General features: G+C 50.1%; 17 protein-coding genes. 9 read left to right on the top strand and 8 right to left on the bottom strand.

The features are described from left to right. Nucleotides 1–6 precede the first annotated feature (6 nt). From B5D39_RS12900 to B5D39_RS12925, 6 genes are all read right to left on the bottom strand, one after another. Nucleotides 7–3,906, bottom strand: coding sequence for a PAS domain S-box protein (locus tag B5D39_RS12900; protein ID WP_078790877.1), 3,900 nt, complete (start codon nt 3,904–3,906; stop codon nt 7–9). Beyond that, entirely contained in the window at nt 3,888–6,962 is a 3,075-nt protein-coding gene (locus tag B5D39_RS12905; RefSeq protein WP_161947503.1) for a PAS domain S-box protein, read from the bottom strand. Before B5D39_RS12905 ends, B5D39_RS12900 begins: the two co-directional genes overlap by 19 nt. 267 nt (nt 6,963–7,229) lie before the next feature. Beyond that, the gene (locus B5D39_RS12910; protein ID WP_244161411.1) at nt 7,230–8,864 is read right to left on the bottom strand and encodes a methyl-accepting chemotaxis protein; all 1,635 of its coding nucleotides are present in this window, start codon (nt 8,862–8,864) and stop codon (nt 7,230–7,232) included. Further along, a complete protein-coding gene (locus B5D39_RS12915; protein ID WP_078790899.1) occupies nt 8,848–10,074 on the bottom strand; it encodes an ATP-binding protein in 1,227 nt (408 codons plus the stop codon). Before B5D39_RS12915 ends, B5D39_RS12910 begins: the two co-directional genes overlap by 17 nt. A 166-nt stretch (nt 10,075–10,240) precedes the next feature. Beyond that, nucleotides 10,241–10,597, bottom strand: coding sequence for a MerR family transcriptional regulator (locus B5D39_RS12920; protein ID WP_078790879.1), 357 nt, complete (start codon nt 10,595–10,597; stop codon nt 10,241–10,243). A gap of 20 nt (nt 10,598–10,617) precedes the next feature. Then, entirely contained in the window at nt 10,618–10,902 is a 285-nt protein-coding gene (locus B5D39_RS12925) for an integration host factor subunit alpha (protein WP_078790880.1), read from the bottom strand. A gap of 225 nt (nt 10,903–11,127) precedes the next feature. Here B5D39_RS12925 and B5D39_RS12930 point away from each other — a divergent pair, with 225 nt between their 5' ends. Next, the gene (locus tag B5D39_RS12930) at nt 11,128–11,790 is read left to right on the top strand and encodes a hypothetical protein (protein ID WP_078790881.1); all 663 of its coding nucleotides are present in this window, start codon (nt 11,128–11,130) and stop codon (nt 11,788–11,790) included. Nucleotides 11,791–11,875: 85 nt separating this feature from the next. On the opposite strand, the gene acnB is transcribed toward B5D39_RS12930, so the two are convergent. Continuing rightward, on the bottom strand, nt 11,876–14,407 hold the full coding sequence (gene acnB / locus B5D39_RS12935) for a bifunctional aconitate hydratase 2/2-methylisocitrate dehydratase (protein WP_078790882.1): 2,532 nt from the start codon (nt 14,405–14,407) through the stop codon (nt 11,876–11,878). Between the two features lie 218 nt (nt 14,408–14,625). Here acnB and B5D39_RS12940 point away from each other — a divergent pair, with 218 nt between their 5' ends. From B5D39_RS12940 to B5D39_RS12955, 4 genes are read left to right on the top strand one after another with little or no spacing between them, the layout of a single operon-like run. Further along, nucleotides 14,626–16,647: a TOL_0244 family TonB-dependent receptor gene (locus tag B5D39_RS12940; protein WP_078790883.1), complete on the top strand. Its 2,022-nt coding sequence runs from the start codon at nt 14,626–14,628 to the stop codon at nt 16,645–16,647. 7 nt (nt 16,648–16,654) lie between these two features. Next, nucleotides 16,655–17,209 (top strand): YfiR family protein, encoded by a 555-nt coding sequence (locus tag B5D39_RS12945; RefSeq protein WP_078790884.1) that lies wholly within the window; start codon nt 16,655–16,657, stop codon nt 17,207–17,209. After that, a complete protein-coding gene (locus B5D39_RS12950; protein WP_078790885.1) occupies nt 17,206–19,305 on the top strand; it encodes a bifunctional diguanylate cyclase/phosphodiesterase in 2,100 nt (699 codons plus the stop codon). Before B5D39_RS12945 ends, B5D39_RS12950 begins: the two co-directional genes overlap by 4 nt. Nucleotides 19,306–19,308: 3 nt before the next feature. Next, nucleotides 19,309–19,716, top strand: coding sequence for a bacteriohemerythrin (locus B5D39_RS12955; RefSeq protein WP_078790886.1), 408 nt, complete (start codon nt 19,309–19,311; stop codon nt 19,714–19,716). Here the strand turns inward: B5D39_RS12955 and B5D39_RS12960 are convergent. Further along, nucleotides 19,713–20,594 carry a selenium metabolism-associated LysR family transcriptional regulator gene (locus B5D39_RS12960; RefSeq protein ID WP_078790887.1) on the bottom strand — a complete coding sequence of 294 codons (882 nt, stop codon included), beginning with the start codon at nt 20,592–20,594 and terminating at the stop codon, nt 19,713–19,715. The genes B5D39_RS12955 and B5D39_RS12960 overlap by 4 nt on opposite strands. Before the next feature lie 124 nt (nt 20,595–20,718). Here B5D39_RS12960 and B5D39_RS12965 point away from each other — a divergent pair, with 124 nt between their 5' ends. The 4 genes from B5D39_RS12965 (at nt 20,719) to msrA (ending at nt 23,683) form a co-directional block, all read left to right on the top strand. Beyond that, nucleotides 20,719–21,135, top strand: coding sequence for a rhodanese-like domain-containing protein (locus tag B5D39_RS12965; protein ID WP_078790888.1), 417 nt, complete (start codon nt 20,719–20,721; stop codon nt 21,133–21,135). Nucleotides 21,136–21,172: 37 nt separating this feature from the next. Then, complete coding sequence (locus tag B5D39_RS12970) at nt 21,173–22,216, top strand: heterodisulfide reductase-related iron-sulfur binding cluster (RefSeq protein ID WP_078790889.1); 1,044 nt, start codon at nt 21,173–21,175, stop codon at nt 22,214–22,216. Between the two features lie 194 nt (nt 22,217–22,410). Beyond that, complete coding sequence (locus B5D39_RS12975; protein WP_244161412.1) at nt 22,411–23,016, top strand: DUF3047 domain-containing protein; 606 nt, start codon at nt 22,411–22,413, stop codon at nt 23,014–23,016. Nucleotides 23,017–23,113: 97 nt separating this feature from the next. Beyond that, nucleotides 23,114–23,683 carry a peptide-methionine (S)-S-oxide reductase MsrA gene (msrA, locus tag B5D39_RS12980; RefSeq protein ID WP_341865460.1) on the top strand — a complete coding sequence of 190 codons (570 nt, stop codon included), beginning with the start codon at nt 23,114–23,116 and terminating at the stop codon, nt 23,681–23,683. The last annotated feature ends 7 nt before the right edge of the window (nt 23,684–23,690 follow it).

The raw sequence follows: 23,690 nt of genomic DNA on the forward strand, positions 1-23,690 counted from the left end.
TCCCTGTTAAAGCGGGCTACCATCAGATACCGGTTGATTTAATGGCAACCGGATCGTAAAGGTTGTTCCTGTTCCCACTACACTTGTAACCGTCAGCTCACCGGCATGTTTCTTGATAATTTCGTGGCTGATGGAAAGCCCCAGGCCGGTTCCCTTACCCACCTCTTTGGTGGTGTAAAACGGCTCAAAGATCCTGCGTTGTACCTCTTCAGACATGCCACAACCGGTGTCACTGATTGCCACAAAGGCATTGTCCTCATCAGCCCAGGTACGCACGGTTATGGTGCCAAGGGCCTCAAGCTGGTTCGACTCAATGGCGTGACAGGCATTAACCAGCAGATTCATAAAAACCTGGTTAACCTGTTGAATATTGCAGGGCACCTTGGGCAGGTCTCCATACTCTTTTTTCAGCTCTGCCACATACTTGATCTGATTCCAGATAATGTTAATGGTGCTGTCAATACACTGATGAAGGTCTGCCCGGGCAATCTGGGCGGTATCGCTGCGAGAGAAGGTCTTAAGATCCTGCACAATCCGCATTACCCGGCCAGCGCCATCGCTGGACTCCTCAAGCAGTTGGCGGATATCCCGCAGCACATAATCCAGTTTTAATTCTTTGCGTAAAACCTGTGCTGACTGTTGTTGCTGTTCGGTACAACAGCTCTGTACCAGCGGTTCCAGAGTGGCGATGTAGCGATCAAACTTATCCACGTATTTTTCAAGGGTACCCAGGTTACTATTGATGAACCCCATCGGGTTATTGATCTCATGGGCAATACCGGCAGAAAGCTGCCCGATGGAGGCCATTTTTTCCTGTTGTAACAGCTGGGCATGCAGTTCCCTGATCTGCAGTTCGTTTTTAGTGCGATCAGTTATGTCAATACAGGCGCCGGACATCCTGATTGCCACGCCAGAATCATCAAAATAGGCCTGGCCACTGTCATGCCAATCCATGTAGCTGCCATCACTGTTGCGAACCCGATAATCAATAACATAGGGGGTATGGTGCTCTAAATGGCTGGATAGGGTCTGATTGACCCGTTCAAGGTCCTCTGGATGAATGATGTCTTCCCACGCAGTAATCGTTCGGGGCAGAGTACCCGGTTCTGCCCCCATCATCCGGTCAACCGCATCTGACCAGATCAAGGAACCGGTTTTTATATCCCAATCCCAGAGGGCAATATTGCCTGCTACAGATGCCATTTCCAGCCGGTCACGTTCAATTCCCAGTGCGATTTCAGCAAACTTTCTGCTGGTGATATTCAGGTGCGTTAACACAATCCCGCCTTTTGAGTTTTCCAGAGGAACCGCATACACGATAAACCAACGTTGTTCGTTGGGACTGTGACAGGAATACTCAGCTGAATAGACCGGTAGTAAACGACGTTGCACGGATATGAGACCTGTCAGTAACTCTTCAACTTCTTTGTTGTTAACAGCAGCCCGCTGGCACACCTCCAGGTAATTAAGGCCAACACCGGCAATAAGTTCAGCAGATCCGCCATTTTGTGTTGCAAAACTGCTCCACTCCAGATTCACCCGAATGATCATCCCGTCTTCATCAAGCACAGCAATGGTGCTTTTCATTGAATTCATAATGGATTCTACCAGCGACTGACTGGCGCGTAACGCCTCTCGCTGCTGATGTTGCTCGGTATTATCATGAATAACCGCCAGACAACGACGACCGGAATGGGTGGATACCATCTGCAGGTTCACATCCACTGGGTAGCTTGTGCCATTGGCGCGTTGATGGAAGGTTTCAAAACGCTGCAAGGGAAGGTCGCCGGTCATCAGTGCAGAGATCATCGGAATAAACTCATGCCTGTTCATCATCGGCTTGATATCAAGCGGCGTCATTGTTTGCAGTTGTGCCAGACTGTAGCCAAGGTTCTGCAGGGCGCTCTGGTTGGCATATTCAAACAACAGGGTATCAGGGTTGAAGACATACAGCTCATTATGGACCGCCTCCAGCATGGAAAGCAGTTCCCGCTGGGACTGATCAGCCAGAACCCGCTCAGTGTCATCATGAATAATAAGCACTGCGCCGGTAACTTCATGCTGTTCATCCAGCAGCGGGTCAACCGTCAAATGCAGCCAGGATTTACCCTGAAAAACCAGCTGACTCTCGGTCTTCCGGGTTTTTAGGCTGCGTTGCATGGGGCAGTCTTCAATCGGGCCATCTGAATTATGAATGACCTCCCAGCAGTAACGCCCGATAATATCGGTGAATTCACGATTAAAGAACCGCTTGCAGGCCAGGTTGCAGCGCAGTATGCGCATTTCACGGTCAATCAGGCTGACACTGTCACTGATGGCGTCAAAGGTGGACTGCCATTCATGGCCAGCGTTAACCAGCTTCTTTTCAAGTTCAATCCGCTGGGAAATCCGCCAGACTTCAGCCATCAGCAGGCTTAACTGTTGACTGTCCTGCTCTGTATAGGGCTGTTCTTTGTTGGCAACCCCCACCACCGCCACAATTGACTGATGCAGATCAAAGACCGGCACCGTTAAAAAGCGGGACAGATGTACATGACCATCCGGGTAGCCTTTTTTCAGGTCATCCGGTGCATCAAAGTCATTGATCAAAATAGCTTTACGCTGGCGGACCGCCTCACCCCAGATACCTGTTTTATCAAGCTTATAGATGGTTGAGGGGTTTGCTACAGTGCAAGCTGGCATAACCTCTTTTGACCAGGTATTCAGGACAAATTCCTGACTGTCTTCATGATAGTGGTAGATGTACCCGATTTTACTGCGGGTAATGGTTATGATCTTTTCAAGCGCATACTCCAGCAGCCCCTGGATATCCGAGGTCTGATACTCACTGATATCCAGTAACGCCTGCAGCCGCTCTTCATTTTGAGCCAGTTCATGGCTGGTATCAGTCAGGATTTTGGTTCGTTCCTGCACCAACTGTTCAAGCTCTGTCTGATGTTTATGATGATACATCTGACGTATCAGCAACAGCACACCGGCCCAACAGAACAGAAGAGCAAACGATGTCAGCAACAGTTCCTTGCGCCAGGCAGCCAGATAATCATCCACTGCCATCCCGACATTAAGATAGAGCCGATACGGCTGCAACAGACGGTAGGAATAGCTGCGTTTAACACCATCAACTGCGCTTATGCCATGATATTCTCCACTATTCGTCTCACCTTTTGCCAGTTTCTGCTGCCAATCAAAAGAGACCTCTTTGCTGCCGCTGACATAGGAACGCCGCTTCTGTTGAACGGGGGAGTGATAGACGATCAGTGATAAATCATTAAACCGCAGTGAGACGCTGCCCTGATTCCCCAACACCACCTGAGAAAACAGTTCTTGAAACTGCTGCATTGGCAATAAACCAATGGCTACACCACCAAAACGATTGTTTGGCAGGTTGATTCTTCGAGCGCAGGCAATTATCCATCGACTATTAATTTTGCTGATAATCGGCTTAGATAGCACCATCCCTGCATCAGGATGGTCCCGTAGGTAATTGAAATAATCACGATCCGCTACACTGACTGAACGTGCAGGTTTATCTTGAGTTCCCCACACCACCCAGCCTTGGGCATCACTGATTACTAGACTATCAAGTTCTGGTACATGACCAAATTGACGTTTAATAAAAGTCTGCAGCTCCTGTTCCTTGCCCCCCCGTTGCGTATGTCGCACCACCTCTTCCGCTACCATCTGCAAGGCATTATCAACATTGATAAATACTGAAATAACAGACTGTCCCAGTGTCAGGGCTATGGCTTTGGCTTCTGTCTTTGCATCTTGTTCAGCCTTGTTTCGGCTATGTGACAGGCTGTAGATAGCAGGCAGACTCACCATAACCAGCAAGAGCACCAGCCCCATTGCCATTCGGTTCAGAAAACCGCTGGGAGACCTCTGTGTCATTGCTGGCTGTTGCATGATGGTTGCTCCTCTTCACCACAGGGGCCATGTACCGGTAACACCACGGTAAAGGTGGTGCCACGTCCCACTTCGCTCTGTACCTCAATTGATCCGCCATGTTTTTTGATGATGTCATAGCTGATGGAAAGCCCAAGGCCGGTCCCCTTACCTACTTCCTTGGTGGTGAAGAACGGCTCAAAGATCCTGCGCTGCACCTCCGGCGGCATCCCGCAGCCGGTGTCGCTGATCTTAACCAGTACCTGATCTCCCTGTTGTTCTGTCTGTACCGTAATATCTCCACGGGTCTCACCAAGGGCATGGGCGGAATTTACCAGCAGGTTCAGAAAGACCTGGTTCAGTTGCTGGGGAAAACAGTTCACCTTGGGGATATCGCCAAACTCACGGTGCAGATCAGCGACATATTTCAGCTCATTCCAGGCAATGTTAATGGTGGTTTCCAACGACTCATTCAGGTTGATCAGTGCGGTCTCAGCCTGATCCACACGGGAGAAGTTCTTCAGATCCTGTACAATCCTGCGCACCCGTCCAGCACCGTCCTGACTTTCTTCTATCAGCTGATGGGCATCATCCAGAATACGATCAATCTTCAGCCGTTTTCGGGCTTCATGCACTGGCTCTGCCAAGGCCCCCTCACAGCAGCCCTGCATGGCCTGATCCACCACGCCGATGTATTCATACAAACGACTGACATATTTTTCCAGACTACTGAGATTACTGGTAATAAATCCCATCGGGTTGTTAATTTCATGGGCCACCCCGGCTGCCAACTGACCAATGGAGGCCATTTTTTCCTGCTGGTAGATCTGCAGCTGGGCATCTTCTAGCTCTGCCAATGCCTTTTCCAGTTCATGGGCGGTTGTGTGAAGTTCAGTGGTGTCATTCAGAGAGACCACAAAACCCTGTGTATCATCATGTTCAGACTTAACAGGGTACACGTTGATGTCATAGTTGCGGCCGGAACGAAGATGAAGCAGCTCACCGGAGCTGGCATTGAAGTTGATGAATTTAAACCCCATCTCCTGTAGTAGTTCACGCCAATCCCTACCCACCAGGTCGCTACTGGATAAACTGGTCATTTCCATCAAAATCCGATTATAGCGTCTGATTTTATGTTCAGGATCAGTCAAAATGATAAAATCCCGGAGATGGTCGAGTGTGTTTTCCCATTCCTTTTTAGCTGTTTCAACCTGCTGGAACAGCTCAATCATCAGATATTCCGCAGCTTTTTTTTCAGAAATATCATCTTTAACCGCTAAATAACCAATAATTACGCCGTTTTTATCGGTTAATGGCAAAATCGAAGCAGCTTCCCAGTAGAGAGTGCCATCCTTACGCTTGTTATGGAACTCTCCCCGCCATTCCTTGCCACTGGTAATGGTGCGCCATAGTTCACGATATTCCTCAGGAGGCATATCACCGGACTTTAATACGCGAGGATTCATACCCATGACTTCATCGGCTGTATAACCGGTTGTCAGGCAGAAGCGCGGGTTAACGTACTCGATTGCGCCATCTATGTTTGTGATTACGATGGTACTGCTGCTCTGTTCAACAGCACGGGAAAGTTTACGGGCCATTGATTCCATCTGCTGCTGGCCGGTAATATCCAGCCAACTGCTGCGAATACCGTTGGGACTCCCCTGCTTATCAACAACCTGATGACAGTAATGCCTGAAAACAGACAGAGAACCGTCTTTGGTAATCAGTCTGATCTCAAGCCCTTCCCCTCCCATGGAACAACTGCCTGGCTGGTGATTGCTCCAGGTTTTCTGGTCATCCGGGTGGATCAAGGCATTAAGAAGCTTGGGGCAGGCATAAAATTCAGCATCCATATAGCCAAAGAAACGGACACAGTTGGGAGAAATATAACGAATATCACCATTCTCAAGCTGCCAGAGCGAAACCTCATTGGTAAATTCAGTGATTATCCGGTATACCTCTGCGGCTTCTTCCTGCGCCTCTACATCATCATCAAGCTCTTGCAATAATTCGTTAAAAACCGTTGTCAGGTGCCCAATTTCATCCTGAGAGTTTACTGTAAGAAAACGGTCCGCCCCCTGTTTAGTGCCTAACTGTTGAAGATGGTTGGTTAAACGCTGGAGTGGCCGTACCACCGGTTGCATACTGAACCAGACCGCAACCACCGCCAGCGCCATTGAAATAAACAGCACAACGCCAAAGGCCAACCGTGCCCGGTGCAGGGGTGCATAGGCCTCGCTCAGCGGATATTGCGCAGCCAGATACCAGGGGGCCTCCTTTAACGGCTTGATACTGGTTAATCCAGGAATGCCCAGAGAATTCACATTCTCCCACGTGCCTTCCTGCCCTGCCAAAGCAGCATCAATCGCCTTGTTTTTTCCAGCAGGAATAGTGGTAAGAATTCGGGAAGGGTCAGGATGGATGATTAACGTTCGATCTTGGTCAATAAGGTAAAAATAGCCGTTTTTACCGATTGGTGCGTCTATCAGCTTTTGCAAAAAACCATTTTTCTGCAGATTCCGCCTGCCAACCAAAACACCATGCAGCTGACTGTTCGATCCGTCTTTAACCGGTACGGCAAAAGCAATAACCGGCTGGCTCCGGGACGAAGAAAGTTTATACGGTGCACTTACAACTGATTTACCGCTCTTCACAACCTGTTGGTAGTATTCACGCTCATGTTGATCAAGGCCGATCCGCTCTTTGTTGTAGGGAGTTTCAGCAACAATACGACCTTGTGCAGAAAGCAGAATCAGGCCAGCATCAAAGAAAAGCCGTGATTCATCATGGTGCTTCAACGTATTTTGTAGATCTGAAGATTTTGATGCATGTATCTGTTGCAGGTGGGTTGCCAAGTAGTGAAGATAATTACGAGAAGCGGCAAGATTTTCATCCAACTGGGCAGCCAGACTATTTACTGCAGCAGTTTGATTGGTGGCAATTGATTGTTGTAATTCATGACGTGCAAACAGGTAGGTAACACCAGACAGAACCAGGAGAAAAAACATGGCGGTCAGGGAGAGTAGAAGCGTTGCTTTAATGGTAATGGAAAGGTTTTTAAACCGGTTTACCATCTGGGCCATCCTTCCGTGATAGATGTCTTACAGTCTAGCAGGGAACGGCGGTTTGGCAATTGATTCAAGGCAATATTTATGCGTGTTGAGAAACTTTTTAACAGCCCAGGCTCCGTGCATTGGATTCAGTTATCCGTTGCTTGAAAAAGGTGCGTGATAAAACCAGATGCAAATCATGCAAAAAAAGCACAAACGCTGCTGCAACCAAATGGATGAACAGCAGCGTTTGTGCTTGTAAACGAACGAATATCTAGCGGGTAAAGCGGTCTAGCTTAACTTAAACTGTCCCATCAGGCGTTTCAGTTCGTCACCAAGCTGGGAAAGACTATCTGCTGCAGAAGCAGTGTCACAGGCCCCTTTGGAGGTACCCTCGATAACCTCTGAAATCTTATGTATATTGTTGGTTATTTCACTGGTGGTGGCGGTCTGTTCTTCTGCTGCTGTGGCGATCTGGCTGACCTGCATGGTCACCGCATTCACCTGGCTCAGGATCTCCTGCAGGGCTGATTCAAGCTGGGCTGCCTCTGCAGCACCTTTTTCAGTGCCACGCACCCCTTCTTCCATGGAAACAATCGCCTGCCGGGTTTCCTGCTGGATGGCGCGAATCATTTCACTGATCTCTTTGGTGGCCCGAGTGGTCCGCTCTGCCAAAGCCCGCACCTCATCAGCAACCACAGCAAAACCACGCCCCATTTCACCGGCCCGTGCCGCTTCAATGGCAGCGTTCAGGGCCAGCAGGTTGGTCTGGTCAGCAATGTCCTCGATGGTGGAAACAATGGCACCAATCTGATCTGAACGTTCTCCCAGGGAAGAAATAGCCAGGGCGTTTTCCTTGGTTCGCTCTCCACGCTGGATGATGCCATCCACCGTATGCTTGACCACCTGAAAACCTTTTTCTGTGGTGTTGGCAGCATGTTGAGCACTTTCAGCTGCTGCATGACAGTTGCTGGCAATATCATTGCTGGTGGCTGCCATCTCTTCACTGGCGGTTGCCACAGTCATGGCCTGGGCTGACACCTCTTCAGCGCTGGTGGCCATCTGGTCTGCAGTGCTGTTCAGCTCATAGGTGGCTGAGGCAAGGGTCACAGTGGTGCTGGAAACGCTAACCAGGGTACGGTTTAACTTCTCAATAAACTCATTCAGCCAATGGGCGGTCTGGGCTAGTTCATCTTTTCCCAGTACTTCCAGACGTTGCGTAAGGTCTCCCTCGCCGGAGGCGATATCTTTCAGACGATGCACCATGGAATCAAGCGAGGTCTGCAGCAGTCGCCAGAAGACCAGCAGGAAGATGTTGATGAGCACAACAGCTGCACCCAGAATGGCAACGGTTACAAGCAGGTTGTTTTCATTCTTTTTATCCATCTCTTTTCTCAGGGCAGCCATATCCTTTTTCATGGCCTTTTGAATATCTACGATCTGGGCCTTGATCTCACGCCATTTTGGGGTTTCCTGCTTGGCCAGCATTTCAATGGCTGCAGGCTGATTACCAGAGCGGGCCAGAGTAATAATCTCATCCTTGACACCGCTATTTTCCTGCCAGAGTGGTGTCAGCTTAGCCAAAGACTGTTCGTACTTGCCAATAGATTTGGCAAGAGCAGAGGCGTTTTTGTGGGATTCAAGAAATTCTTCATTAGCCTTTTTGTAGTTAGCCATCGCCTTTTCATCAGACGGGTTCAGGATTACGTTACGAATCGCCTGCTCTGCCTGAATGCCTTGGGTATGCATCTCACTGACGATAAAGGCCACAGCCTGATATTTTTCCACAAACAGATCAACGCGATCTTCGGTGGCCCGCATACCACGATAGGACTGAATAACGGCAACCAGCAGCAGGAGCGTTGCCAAGATCCCGAAAATGGTGAACTTCCAACGCATCGTAAGATTTCTAAACAGTGTGCTCATGGTTGCCTCCGGTAGTTAGATCTGTTTGTGTGCCTGCATCGACAATCGCCGTTGATTGCCCCGTTGCGTACAACGGCAGCCCAATTGAAAACACCGTCAGGCCATCAGATGACCTGAAATCCACTTTTCCTCGCAGGTAGCGTTCACCAAACAGCTTCATACTGTAAGTGCCCAGCCCCCTGCCCTGTCTTTCCTTGGTACTAAAAGAACGTTTGAACAGGCTTAACTGTACGTCAGGCGGGATTTCGCCGGGATTTGACACATAAATGTAAACTTTGTCAACCGTTGATTCAGCCCTGATCGTCACCGTATCACCTGGTGCAGATGCCTCCAGGGCGTTCAGCACCATGTTACCAATAATACGCCGCAACAATGAGCGGTCAGTGGATAGGGCGCTGGAAGTGCCTTCTATAAGCACAAGATTCCTGCCAGGTGTCCGTTCGTGATTTTCATACAGTTGATACACATGATGTAATAACTCCCGGATATCAACCTGTTCAAAGGTCGGCACATAGCTGCCGCGTTCTGCATCCAGCAGGCGGCGCTGGTGGTTGATCTCTTCTATCAGGTTATCGGCCAGGTTGACCATCCAACCCTTATACTCCTGTTCTGCAGTAGGTGTCGTGCCGTCCTGTAACAGCGCCGCCAGTCCACGAATACCGCCAGCGCTGTTAAGAATATCGTGAAAAAAGACCCGTTCCATAACTTGTCGCCTCTTCTCGGAACTGATGTCCTTAAGCACAAGCACGGTAAAGTGTTCGTTGCCTATGGTTACCGGTGTAGCCAGAACATCCAGATCAAGGGCCGTACAGCCGTCCTTGTCAAGCATGAGTCGACATTCGCCATGCTGCGGAGCATTGTTGTCCTGGCTGGCCAATATTGCCAGCACAGCGCCGCAGACCATGCAATGTGGCGCGGTACCACAGCCGTTAGGTCCTTCAGCTGCATGTACACAACCAACGGCCTCACCTGGACGCAAACCCAGCAACGATTCAGGATCAACAACATCAAATGTTTTCAGTAAACGCTGATTAACCGCCACGACCTGACGGTATTCATTCAATATGAGCAAAAGATCCGGCATTGCATCCAAAAGCGTTTGCAACAGTTCGCTTTTGGCAACGGTCTCTTTTTCATGCTGCAGGTCATGCTCTGAGGCTCTGCCTGCTGGCGCAAACCAGCTATCCGGTTCTTGATTCATTTCAGGCATGATCACACGCTCCAAGCGATACTTCATTGTATAGCCGTTCCAGAATACACTACTAGTTTAAAGCATTATACTACCGGGCTGCAAGGCGGAAAGGGAGAGCAGACAGGCACCTGGGTACAAAAGAGCCTCGAATATATTTATTCGAGGCTCTTACACCAGAAAGGATTTAGAGTATGGCACGAATAGCTTGCAATTCCTGTCGTACCAACCTGAGTAATGTCTGCAGGTCCGTGGAAAGATCTGCAGGAGGTGACTGTTGTTGTCTGGCTGATGCGGTTTTACGAGGGGAAAATTTCTTGCGTACGCCTTCTATTGTATATTTTTCCTGGTACAGCAGCTGCTTGATCTGCTGCACCATCTCAATATCCTGTTTGGTATAGAGACGTTGGCCTGCAGAACTTTTTTCAGGATTCAAAAAAGAGAATTCAGTTTCCCAGAACCTGAGTACCGATGTTTTGATATCGGCAAGTCGTGCTACTTCACCAATCTTAAAGTAGGTTTTATCCGGAATGACGGATTGCATGCCCTACTCCGTTAACCGGCTTATTCTTCTTCGTCGTTAATGCCGCACTTGAGAACCTGGCTGGGCTTAAAGGTAAGGATACGACGGGCAGAAATGGTAATTGCATCACCTGTTTGCGGATTACGTCCACGCCGGTCAGCCTTTTGTTTGACAACAAAATTACCAAAACCGGCAATTTTGATCTTCTCGCCAGCTTCCAGAGTGCTTTTCATGATACCAAAGACCTGCTCAACCATTTCAGCTGACTCTTTTTTGGATAGGCCGATCTTTTGATGGATACGTTCAACAATGTCTGCTTTTGTCATAAAAACCCCTCTTATATAGGACAGTTAAGCTAGTAAACAGGTGCGTTGGCAAGGGAAAGTTTATACCACAGGGGCAAAGGTGGCTGCAACTCTTTTTTAGCCTGTCAGTGCAGATAGTTGGCGCGCGCGCGCCGTATACACAACCAGCCATCACGTTTATGTCCGACTTTTATTTCCCCAATTATGTGCTACAAAGTTACTACACTATTTTTTAAGGAGGTCATCATGCACAAAGGAATCTGGAGAGCCCTTGTAATCGTAGCCTGTATTGCGGGCAGTATAACCACAGCAATGGCAGCGATGAAGATCAACCTGAGGGATGGCAGGACTATTGATGTCCCGGTAAACACTGAAGATATTGTATCCATCAGCTTTGATCAGTCAGCGCCACCTTTAACCGGTAATAACACGGGGATTACATGGAATTTTGAGTCTGGTGATTTACGGGGCTGGGAAACTACCGGTAATGCATTTGCGTACCAGCCAACCTATGGCGACAATCCAACCGCCCGCCACCGCGGCCAACCTTCGCACCATGAGGGTAACTACTGGATTGGTGGATATGAAAAGCGCCCGACCCCCAATGATCCGGCTGGAGCGGTTCAGGGTGATGGCCCCCAAGGCACCTTAGTATCGCAACCCTTTACCATCAGAACCTCGTCTATCAGCTTCCTGATCGGCGGTGGCTGCGATATAAATACTGAGCGTGTAGAGATTCTGGTTGATGGCAGGGTTGTGCAAAAAGCCACAGGGAAATGTACGGAAACCATGGAGCGGGTCCGCCTTAATGTTGCTTCCTATATCGGCAGGTCAGCCCAGATCAGGCTGGTTGATATCTCAAGCGGCGGATGGGGGCATATCAATTTTGATGATCTGCGTTTTGAATAAGACTACGACATTTTTTGTTTGTAAACGCACAACGGCCCGCCGGAATCTCCGACGGGCCGTTGTTTTTCCAGCATGGTGCAGCAGACTACTTGTAGCCGTCCATTGTATCAAACTGCAGGTAACGATAGATTTTATCCTTATTAGGAGCAACCTTCTCGTTGTAGATGGCCAGGAACTCTGCCGGTGTAGGCAGCTTGCCCATTTTTGCAGATACTGCGCCCAGTTCAGCGGAGCCCAGGAATACCTTGGCGCCATTACCGATCCGGTCGTCGAAGTTACGGGTAGAGGTGGAGAACATGTTCACGCCATCCGGTACCCGTGCCTGGTTACCCATGCAGAGTGAGCAACCAGCGATCTCAATCCGTGCACCGAATGCACTGTAAACAGAGAACACAGCTTCATCCTTCAGCAGGTCGCTATCCATACGGGTTGGCGGGGTGATCCAGGTACGGACGTTCGGGTTGAACTTCTCACCCTTCCAGATCTCTGCAGCAGCGCGGAAGTGGCCGATGTTAGTCATACAGGAACCGATGAAGACATCGTTGATCGGGGTGCCGGCAACTTCTGACAGCAACTTGACATCATCCGGGTCGTTGGGGCAGGCCAGGATCGGCTCGGTGATTTCAGCCAGATCAATCTCGATCACAGCAGCGTACTCGGCATTCTTGTCAGCCTCAAGCAGTTGCGGATTCTTCAGCCACTCATTGACGGCGTCAATCCGGTTCTGCAGGGTCTGGGGATCCTGATAACCTTCAGCAATCATCTTCTTCATCAGGGCCACGTTGGAACGCAGATAGGTGGCAACTGACTCTTTGGAAAGCTGGATGCAACCTGCGGCAGCGGAACGCTCGGCAGCAGCATCAGTCAGCTCAAAGCCCTGCTCAACAGTCAGCTCAGGCAGACCTTCCATCTCCAGAATGCGGCCGTTAAAGATGTTGATCTTGTTCTTCTTGGGCACGGTCAGCAGGCCTTGCTTGATTGCCCAGTAAGGGATTGCGTTAACCGCGTCACGCAGGGTGATGCCGGGGTTGAATTTACCCTTGAAACGAACCAGAACAGACTCAGGCATATCCAGCGGCATGAAGCCCATGGCGCCAGCAAAGGCAACCAGACCGGAACCGGCCGGGAAGGAAATACCGATCGGGAAACGGGTGTGGGAGTCACCACCGGTACCAACGGTGTCAGGCAGCAGCAGACGGTTCAACCAGGAGTGGATAACACCATCGCCCGGCTTCAGAGCAACGCCGCCACGCTCTGCAATGAAGGCAGGCAGGGTCTTGTGCATCTTGACGTCAGCTGGCTTCGGATAGGCAGCGGTGTGGCAGAAGGACTGCATGAACATCGGGGACAGGAACTTGAGGCAGGCCAGTTCCTTCAGCTCATCAGCGGTCATTGGGCCGGTGGTGTCCTGTGAACCAACGGTGGTCATCTTTGGCTCGCAAGCAGTGCCCGGCAGGATGCCGGTAACGCCGCAGGCCTTACCAACCATCTTCTGAGCCAGGGAGTAGCCTTGATCAGCCTTGGCAACAGGGTTAACCGGCAGGGTGAAGACATCGGTATCGCCCATGCCCAGTGCCTTGCGGGCCTTCTCGGTTACTGCACGGCCAATGATCAGAGGAATACGGCCACCAGCGCGGAACTCGTCAGCAATGGTGTTAGGAGCCAGTTTGAAGGTGGAGATAACTTCGCCAGCAGCGTTGCTGATCTCGCCCTTAACGGTGTTGATGGTGATCACGTCACCGTCGTTCATCTTGGTTACGTCAGCCTTGATCGGCAGTGCGCCTGAATCCTGGGCAGTGTTGAAGAAGATCGGGGCGATAACGCCGCCGATGATCACACCGGCAGTCTTCTTGTTGGGTACGCAGGGGATATCCTGGCCCATGTGCCACAGCACTGAGTTACAGGCAGACTTACGGGAAGAACCGGTACCAACCACGTCACCAACAAAGGCAACCTGATTACCGGCAGCACGCCAGTCAGCAATATCCTTCAGACGGTTGGGGAAGCGGGTCTTGCCCATTGCCAGGGCATGCAGTGGGATATCAGGACGGCTCCATGCGTCACCGGCAGGTGAGAAGTCGTCTGTGTTGATCTCGCCTTCAACCTTGAATACCTTAACCTTGATGGTCTCAGGTACGCCGGGCTTGTTGGTGAACCACTCGGCATTTGCCCAAGAGGTCAGAACTTTTTTTGCAGCAGCGTTGGAGGCAGACAGGGCAACAACCTGATCAAAGCCATCATATACCAGGGTCATGCCGGACAGGGCGCAGGCAGCTTCATCAGCCAGCTCAGCATCCTTCAGGGCATCAACCAGCGGGTTAACGTTATAGCCACCCATCATAGTGCCCAGGATACGAACGGCATCGATCTTGGAAACCAGCGGAGACTTCTTGCTGCCATTCAGGATAGCGGCCAGGAACTCTGCCTTTACTTTTGCAGCAGGGTCAACGCCTGGGGAAACACGCTCCTTCAACAGGTTAAGCAGGAACGCCTCTTTACCAGCAGGTGGGTTAACCAGCAGTTCACACAGACCAGCGGTTTGCTCAGGGGTCAGGGGCAGTGCAGGGATACCCTGTGCTGCACGCTCGGCTTCATGGGCCAGATATGCTTCGATCATTCGTACATCCTCCTTGTTTTGATAGGTACTTAGCGTACATATGGGGCAGAATAAAGTGTATAGTGTATACAATTTCTATTTGTGAATGTCAATGGTTGCACGCGAACGAATGAGAAGCCACCAAGGGTGTCACAAGAAAAAAATTAAGCTCACCTTGCGAAAGGGTAAGTTTCTGGTATAGGGCTTTAATCAACATCTGTACGGTAGAGGAAAAACACATGCATGTTATTCCCTTAACACCTACGTTCAGACCAATTCTCGCTTGTGCCATTTTCGGTTCCTTTCTCTCTGCGCCTGCCATTGCCCATGCTGCCAACGATTTAACTGAGCTGTCCCTTGAAGCACTCATGGAGATTTCAGTGACATCGGTTTCAAAAAAGCCCCAGAAACTGGCAAACGCCGCTGCTGCTGCCTTTGTAATTTCCCATGAGGATATCCGCCGATCAGGCGCTACCAACATCCCTGATCTGTTACGAATGGTACCGGGAGTGCAGGTTGCACGGATAGATGCAAACAAATGGGCGGTTTCCATCCGCGGCTTTAATGGCCGTTTTGCCAATAAACTACTGGTGTTGAAGGATGGCCGCAGCATCTATACCCCACTCTTCTCTGGTGTGTACTGGGAACACCAGACCACACCGCTTGAAGATATTGAACGGATTGAGGTTATTCGTGGACCTGGTGCTGCTCTGTGGGGCGCCAATGCGGTCAACGGGGTAATTAATATCATTACCAAACACAGCTCTGACAGTAACGGCGGGATGATCTCCGCCGGTATGGGCAGTGCTGAAAAAGGTTTTGTCACCCTGGGCTACGGTAAAAACCTCAGTGACAGCTCTGACATGAAGGTCTACGGAAATTATTCAAACCATGCTGCCGGACAGTCTAGCAATGGTAGTGCTGCCAACGATGCATGGCAGAACGGCTCTGCTGGATTCCGACTCGACAGCCAGCTTGATGACAAAGACAGTTTGACCATTCAGGGTGATGTTTTCTCCGGCTCCTACGACGAAACCTATACCCTCTACAACCTATCCAATCCGGGAATCCCCCAGGTCCAGCAGAGTTTTGCGACCACCAGCGGTTTTAATCTGCTCTCTCGCTGGCAGCGCACACTATCCGATACCGATAGTATTACGTTGCAATGGTACTACGACCATTACCGGCGCAGCATGATTGAACTTGGGGAAACCCGTAACACCGTTGATCTTGATCTGCAGCACCGTTTTCAACTCGGCAAACGACAGGATATCATCTGGGGCTTGGGATATCGTTACAGCTACGACAACCTGTCAAATTCTCCCTATATCGCCTTTAACCAGCCAACCAAAGGGGCGAATCTGTTCAGTGGTTTTATCCATGACGAGATTGCCCTTGTTCCTGATCGTCTCAGCCTGATTCTGGGGACACGCCTGGAACATAACGACTATACCGGTTTTGAGGTTCAACCCAATGCCCGGCTGCTGTGGAGTCCAAGCCAGAAGCACAGCCTCTGGGCCTCAGTCTCCAGAGCTGTACGCACCCCGTCACGGGGGGATCGTGAAATCCAATACCGCTTTCAAACACTACCCGGTCCAGCACAGCTTGAGATAAATGGCACCAACGGATTCAAGTCAGAGACCGTTATTGCCTATGAACTTGGCTACCGCACAACACCAGGCCCACGCATATCCCTGGATCTTGCCCTGTTTGTAAACCAGTACGATAAACTCCGGGTTCCACTAAGCGGATCTCCCTATCTTGGCGCCAGCTCCATCGTGCAACCGTTTAACCTATCCAACACCATGCATGGCCATACCTATGGCGCAGAGCTGTCTGCCAACTGGAAACCACTGGACTGGTGGCGCCTGCAGGCAACCTACAGCTATCTCTGTGCCATTATGTATCTTGACCAGGGTAGCGGCGAACCCATTGCCGAAATCAACCGCAGCGACCTTGCGGGTGGATCGCCCCGACATCAGGGATCAATCCGTTCCGGCTTTGATCTGGGCAAACAGGTCGAACTGGATTTCTGGCTACGGGCAGTTGACCGGGTAGCCTACATCGATCAGATAGCAATCCCCGGCTACATCACCATGGATATTCGTCTGGCCTGGAAACCGGTAAAGCAGCTGGAACTTGCGCTGGTTGGTCAGAATCTTTTCCAGAAACGACATCCTGAATATATCCCGGAATTTATCAATACCACTGCCTCGGAAGTTCCACGCTCTGTCTACGGCAAAGTAACCTGGAGATTTTGAACCCGCCATGTCCAGCACCTGCTTGACATATCCGCTGATCAGCCTGCTGCTGTTTGCCAGTCTGCTGGTGCAGACTCCAACCGCGTCAGCGCAGGAGCCGGATGAATACCAGATTAAAGCTGCCATGACCTATAACATGCTCCGTTTCATGGATTGGCCAGACGACAACCTTCCAGGGCAGGCAGCTCAAATGACCATCTGCGTTGCAGGCAAGGGACCGCTTGGCAGTGCTATGGGCAGCTTACAGGGGAAAACAGTAAAAAACAGGATCATCACGATACAACAACTGTCTTCACCTCCTAACACTTCAGGCTGCGAGGTGCTGATACTGAGCGACCTTGAACAGGCCTCACGTGCTGGTTTACTGGAGAAAACGCGCACTGCTCCGATTTTAACCGTTGCCGATTCAAAAGGTTTTGCCCGCAGCGGCGGGGTGGTGGGATTTGTTCTGCAACAGGGGAAAATCAGGTTTGAGATCAACCAGGCCGCAGCCCAGCGCCATCGCTTACGGATCAGTGCACAACTACTGAAGCTGGCCCAGATTGTGACCGAATCACCATGAAACGGACTATTTTGACATACCTTGCCAATACCTCCATCCGCCGCAAGCTGATGCTATTAATCATGCTCACCTGCGGACTTGTGCTCATGGCAACCACCCTGATTTTTGTCGTCAAAGAGGCAAACGATATCATCAGCACACAACGCAAAGACCTTGCTTCTTTGGCAGACATTCTCGGTAAAAACGTCGCATCGTCAGTAACCTTTAATGACCCGCAGTCAGCCCTTGACACCATGTTATCTCTAACGGTTAAAACCGATATTATTGCCGCCTACGTGCTCAAAACCGATGCTACCATCTTTAGCCGGTACATTGCTTCAAACGTCAAACCAAAGGATTTACCTTTTGAGCAACTAGACCGGAACAGCTCCCCTGCAGACTATCAGAAAATTTTGGACCAGATACAGCTGAATAGCAACCCGCTCTTTCAACTATCAGAACGGTTCAGCATGGTTGCACCAATTCAACTTGATGGTCAGACAATAGGCACCATTGTACTGTTTGCAGATATGCATGAATTAAAGAGCCGACTGCTCAGCACCATACTATCGGCAATACTGGTGCTGAGCCTGGCGGCAGGTGCCGCCTACCTGCTATCAGTTCGCATGCAAACAATCATCTCGCTACCGATTCTGGATCTGCTCAATACCATGCGCCTGGTTTCAGAAACCAAGGATTTTTCTCTACGTGCCGATAAACCGGGGAGCGATGAGATAGGGCAACTGTATGATGGCTTTAATGAAATGCTGCAGGAGATTGAAGAGCGCAATCTGGTACTGCGGCAGCGGCAGGAACACCTGCAGGAATTAGCCCACTTTGACACGCTGACCCGTTTGCCAAACCGGGTACTGTTCCATGACCGTTTACAACAGGCAATGAACCTTGCGTTACGGTCTGAGCAGCTTATTGCAGTAATCTTTCTTGATCTGGACAGATTTAAAGATATAAACGACACCCTTGGACACCGCACCGGAGACCTGCTTTTACAGCAGGTTGCAAGCAGAATGGAGCTGGTATTACGAGACTGCGATACTGTTGCCCGCCTGGGTGGAGATGAATTCACCATCTTTGCCCAAAACATACGATCACAGCACTATGCCTGTAGAATGGCCCAAAAGCTGCTTGATCTGTTTGAAATCCCCTATAGCCTTGATGGCCAGCAGGTTTTTATAACCTGCAGCATCGGTATCACCCTTTTCCCCGATGATGGTGACACCATTGATACGCTGCTTATGAATGCAGACATCGCCATGTACCATGCCAAGGCAGATGGTAAAAACGCCTACCGCCTGTATAACAAAGAGATGAACCAGCAGGCCAGCGAACGGGTAGCACTGCAGGCAGATTTACGCAAAGCGCTTGACCTGCATCAGCTGCATCTGATGTACCAACCCAAATTTGATGCACAAACAGGAGGAATGATCGGGGTTGAAGCACTTATTCGCTGGCAGCACCCGGAACGTGGCCTGATCCCACCCGCCCGATTCATACCGCTGGCAGAAGAATCCGGGGCTATTCAAGCCATCACGGAATGGGTGTTAAGGACTGCGTGCAAACAGGCAAAAATTTGGTATGAAACCAGCAGCTTCCCCATCAGCGTCGCGGTGAATCTTTCCGCCTACAGCCTGAAACGAAACAACGCACCAATCATGGTGCAGCATGCCTTAAAAGAGACAGGGCTGCCGGCTCACCTACTTGAACTTGAACTGACAGAATCCATGTTGATAGAAAACGATCAGCATGCTGAAGAAACTCTGAATGACCTTAAGCAACTGGGAATTACAATCGCCATTGATGACTTTGGTACCGGGTACTCATCACTTTCTTATCTGCATCGTTTTCCGATCGATGCCTTAAAGATTGATCGATCCTTTGTCTGGAACATGAACCGCAGCGATAGTGATCTGGCGATTGTGGTTGCCATTATTGCCATGGCCCACAGCCTGAAACTTAAAGTAGTGGCAGAAGGGGTAGAAACGAAGGCACAGCTTGCAGCCCTGCAAAAATCAGGGTGTGAAATCATACAAGGCTACCTGTTGGGCAGGCCAACAACTGCAGAAGACATAACTATCCAATTAAAAAGGATGGCCAGCTAAACCATGGGACTGATCAGCTGCAATAAAATTCTGACTGTCGGGGTACAGCGGTTTGATGATGACCACCACCAACTGGTCGCCATTATTAATCAGCTACATAGGGCCTTCAAGTCCGGAAAAGGAGATCAGTCTGTCAAACATGCCCTGAAACAACTTGATGAATATACCAACTACCACTTTCAGGCAGAAGAGATGTTACTAAAACAGCACGACTATCCTCACCTTGAAGAGCATCAACAGGCCCACCAACATATTCTGAGCAGATTTGCTCATCTGCAGGCTGAATTTCATGACAGCCCCGCAGCTATGCAACAGAACCTGATGCAATTTCTGCTTGATTGGCTGATTTCACACACTAAAAACGTTGATCAGCAGTACGGTCCTTTCCTGAATAGCAAAGGGGTTTACTAACGCTGCTTCACGCACTCCATAAACTCCAACGCAGCTGGTGACAGACTCTTCCCCTTACGCCAGGCCAGATAAAAACTGCGATTGATCTCCAGTCCTTGTACCACCAACTCCTTCAAGGTTCCGTTTAACAGCTCATGTCCCACCGCAAGGGTTGACACAAAGGCAGCCCCTGCCCCACTGAGCACAGCGCGACGGACCGCCTCACTACTGCCGAGCTGGGCAACCACCCTGAGTTGTCGCGGATCAATACCATTTTTTTGAAGTGCAATATCAACCGCGGTGCGGGTGCCAGAGCCAGACTCACGAATCACCAACGGCAACTGTGTCAGCTGATCAAGTCCTATCGATGTTTCAGGGTACTGTTCTGGTTTAACAACCAACACAATCCGTTCAGTCATCACCTCCTGCATACTGATGCTGTCATCATCAATCTGTCCGCCCACCACCGCCAGCTCAACCAGTTCATCCTGCAAAAGACGCAGCACCTCACGGGTGTCACCCTGTTGCAGCTCAAGCCGGACACCTGGCCATGCAGCGCTGAAACGCCCCAGCATATCAGGAATAAGAAAAGCAGCCGGAATAGTGCTGGCCCCTACCCGTAAGGTTGCCTGTTCAAGCCCTTGAAACCGCCTGATCGCTTCAGTAGCCTCAACGCATTGACGACAGATCCGAACAGCATGATCGTAAAAAAGCCGCCCAACCTCTGTCAGCGCCACCTGACTTGCAGAACGATCAAAGAGTCGCACATTAAGCTCATCCTCCAATGCCCGGATATGCTGGCTGGCAGTGGACTGGGCCAGACTGACCGCCTCACCCCCCTTTGAAAAGCTGCGGGTATCGGCAACGGCCAAAAATACTTCCAACTGTTTCAGTGTCATAGGGCCACCTATTGAAATAATCGATTAAATCTAACGCATTTCTACCAGATTATCTATTTGCCAGGCAAGCATACAAATTGGTATCAAACATATTCACTTTTTTGAATACAAAGGAGAATCACCCATGTTGAAAAAAATTGTCCTGTCTCTGGTTCTGACCATCGCCTCTGCCACGGTTGCCCTGGCTGCCAACTACATTGAACCACAGGAACTTAAAGAGCTGCTGGACAAAAAGAAACCGGTGATTCTGGTGGATATTCAGCCTGCTGCTGATTTTGAAAAGCAGCATCTGCCCGGTTCCATTGAAACCAACGCCTTTCCTGGCAAGACTGATGATGAAAAGGCCCATCTGGACAAGGCACTTGCAGTTATCAAGAGCTCAAAAGATCCGGTTGTGGTGGTTTGCCCCCGTGGTAAATCAGGCGCTAAAAACAGCTACAACTACCTTGAGTCAAAAGGTATCTCTGAGGAGCGGATGCAGATTCTTGAAGGTGGCATTCATGAGTGGCCCTACAAAGAACTGTTTGTAAAAGGCCGTTAAACTGAAGAAAAATCAGCCACAAATAGCCGTGGGGGCCATGATTGAGATGGCCGCCAACTGCACCTCCTGCGGGGAATGTGTGCGTCCTTGCTCTTTTCTACAACAGCAGGGTACACCGCTTGCTCTGGCACAGCGAGGTACTACCGACAGCAACCTGCTTGCAGCCTATGGCTGTTCTCTGTGCGGCCTGTGTGATGCGGTCTGCCCGGAACAGCTTTCTCCTTCTGGCATGTTCCATAGCATGCGCCAGGAAGCGGTATTACGCGGCCTGGTTGATCTGAAGGCATACGCACCGTGGCTTAGCTATGAGAAACTGGGGACATCTCTGTTCTTCCAGCGCGACCTGATTCCTGCTGGCTGCAGCACGGTCTTTTTCCCTGGCTGTTCGTTGCCCGGCACCAGACCTGATGCAGTACAAGAGCTGTTCAAACGTCTGCGCAAGATTGAGCCGACCACGGGACTGGTACTGGATTGCTGTGGCAAGATATCCCATGACCTGGGATTAACCGAACGGTTTACTGCCCTTTTTGAGCGTTTCTCAACACGACTGAAAAACAAAGGGATCACCCGTATTCTTACTGCCTGCCCAGGCTGCAGCAAGGTTTTACGAAAGTATGGTGAACAGTTTGAAGTAGTTAGTGTGTATGAGGTTTTGGTCTCTTCAGCACCGTTACCAGACGATCAAAACCAGAACCGTCTGGTCACCATTCATGACCCCTGCCCTGCCCGCTTTGATGTAGCCCAACAGACAGCTGTCCGTCAACTGGTCCAATCCTGTGGCTACCGTATTGAAGAACTTTCCTCCCATGGCCAAACCACCCGCTGTTGCGGTCAGGGTGGCATGGTGGAAGGATGCGTACCCGGCACAATCAGACAGGAGTCCAGGATTGTCGCAACCGAGGCTGCCGGACGTCCGGTTATTTCATCTTGTGCCGCCTGCACTGATACCCTTAGGGCAGCAACACCATCTGGCCATGTTGTTGACCTTTTGACCAACAACACAGATTTTTCATTTAAACCGCTTTCATCGGCCCGGCGCTGGTTCAATCGACTGAAATTAAAATTTACGAGACTGACATGATTGTTAAAACCTTTAACGCAGAGACGCAAAGACACAGAGAAAAAAATTTTGTAGCAATTAACACCAGAAATTATAGCCAGCTTGTTTTTAAAATATATTCGATTCTGTCTTTTTATCTCAAAACAGTTCTGAATTTCTTTGCGCCTCTGCGTCTTTGCGTTAAAAAAATGGCTTTGATTGTTTTGTCTGTTCTTTTGACACATTTTCCCGCATTAGCCGAAGAAATAGCCGTATCCCGCTTTGCAACCGATGGACTGAAAGGGTGGGAAACCAAAAGTTTTAAAGGAACCACCGACTATAGCCTGGTACAGGAAAATGGTCGTACCGTCCTGAAGGCCCATGCCAAAGCTGCTGCTTCAGGTCTGTCAAAAAAGCTTAAATTCAGTCCGGTTAACCATCGCTATCTCAAGTGGAACTGGAAGATAGCCAACACCATAGCCCAAGGTAATGAGAAGACCAAACAGGGTGATGACTATGCTGCCAGGGTCTATGTGGTCTTTCCTGGACGGTTCTTCTGGCAGATGCGGGCCTTGAATTACATCTGGGCCAACAAGCTGCCCAAAGGTGAATTTGTCCCCAACGCCTTCACCTCAAACGCACTGCTGATTGCCGTTGAATCAGGCCAGTCAAAGGCTGGTCAATGGGTATCTGAAGAACGGGATATCCTGGCTGACTTCCGCCGTGTATTTGGTGAAGATCCCCCCGACGCAGGCGCCATTGCCATCATGACCGATACCGACAATACCGGAGCTGAAGCCACTGCCTGGTATGGTGATATCACCCTCTCGACAACCCGCTAGCATTTTGTGGTATAATGTCTACCTGTTTGATCAAATATACAGGAGGCCTGTCGTGTGGAAGACCATCTACCGTAGCATCCTTATCTGCCTGATCGTCATTGGCTGTTTACACAGCACCACGGCAACTGCAGCGCCAGTTGAAAAAGCGATCTTTGCCGGGGGCTGCTTCTGGTGCATGGAGCAACCCTTTGACAGCCTGCCTGGTGTCCTGTCAGTCATGCCCGGCTACACTGGTGGCACCAAACTGAATCCCACCTATCAGGAAGTCTCAGCCGGTGGTACCGGTCATACTGAAGCGGTTGAGATCATCTTTGACCCGACCAAAACCAGTTATGAAAAGCTGCTACAGGTATTCTGGCGCAATATCGACCCCACCAAGGCTGATCGTCAGTTTTGCGATATCGGTAATCAGTACCGGCCAGCAATATTCTATCTATCCGACCAACAACGCACGCTGGCCCTTGCATCAAAGGAAGATATAAGCAAGATCAAGCGGTTTAAAGAACCGGTGGTGACTGAGATTGTGCCTGCCAGCAGGTTTTATGCTGCAGAGGAATACCATCGACAGTATTACAAGAAAAACCCGATCAGATATCGCTTTTACCGTTCAAACTGCGGCCGGGACAAACGCCTGAAAGAACTATGGGGCACTGCTGCCGGACATTGACAGAAAG

The sequence above is a fragment of the Trichlorobacter thiogenes genome, assembly GCF_900167465.1.
Classification (GTDB): Bacteria; Desulfobacterota; Desulfuromonadia; order Geobacterales; family Pseudopelobacteraceae; genus Trichlorobacter; species Trichlorobacter thiogenes.

Bases quoted from the DNA above. Each gene is read 5' to 3' on its own strand.
- B5D39_RS12900 (WP_078790877.1), bottom strand. From the start codon at position 3,906: ATGCAACAGCCAGCAATGACACAGAGGTCTCCCAGCGGTTTTCTGAAC.
- B5D39_RS12905 (WP_161947503.1), bottom strand. From the start codon at position 6,962: ATGGTAAACCGGTTTAAAAACCTTTCCATTACCATTAAAGCAACGCTT.
- B5D39_RS12910 (WP_244161411.1), bottom strand. From the start codon at position 8,864: ATGAGCACACTGTTTAGAAATCTTACGATGCGTTGGAAGTTCACCATT.
- B5D39_RS12915 (WP_078790899.1), bottom strand. From the start codon at position 10,074: ATGCCTGAAATGAATCAAGAACCGGATAGCTGGTTTGCGCCAGCAGGC.
- B5D39_RS12920 (WP_078790879.1), bottom strand. From the start codon at position 10,597: ATGCAATCCGTCATTCCGGATAAAACCTACTTTAAGATTGGTGAAGTA.
- B5D39_RS12925 (WP_078790880.1), bottom strand. From the start codon at position 10,902: ATGACAAAAGCAGACATTGTTGAACGTATCCATCAAAAGATCGGCCTA.
- B5D39_RS12930 (WP_078790881.1), top strand. From the start codon at position 11,128: ATGCACAAAGGAATCTGGAGAGCCCTTGTAATCGTAGCCTGTATTGCG.
- acnB (WP_078790882.1), bottom strand. From the start codon at position 14,407: ATGATCGAAGCATATCTGGCCCATGAAGCCGAGCGTGCAGCACAGGGT.
- B5D39_RS12940 (WP_078790883.1), top strand. From the start codon at position 14,626: ATGCATGTTATTCCCTTAACACCTACGTTCAGACCAATTCTCGCTTGT.
- B5D39_RS12945 (WP_078790884.1), top strand. From the start codon at position 16,655: ATGTCCAGCACCTGCTTGACATATCCGCTGATCAGCCTGCTGCTGTTT.
- B5D39_RS12950 (WP_078790885.1), top strand. From the start codon at position 17,206: ATGAAACGGACTATTTTGACATACCTTGCCAATACCTCCATCCGCCGC.
- B5D39_RS12955 (WP_078790886.1), top strand. From the start codon at position 19,309: ATGGGACTGATCAGCTGCAATAAAATTCTGACTGTCGGGGTACAGCGG.
- B5D39_RS12960 (WP_078790887.1), bottom strand. From the start codon at position 20,594: ATGACACTGAAACAGTTGGAAGTATTTTTGGCCGTTGCCGATACCCGC.
- B5D39_RS12965 (WP_078790888.1), top strand. From the start codon at position 20,719: ATGTTGAAAAAAATTGTCCTGTCTCTGGTTCTGACCATCGCCTCTGCC.
- B5D39_RS12970 (WP_078790889.1), top strand. From the start codon at position 21,173: ATGATTGAGATGGCCGCCAACTGCACCTCCTGCGGGGAATGTGTGCGT.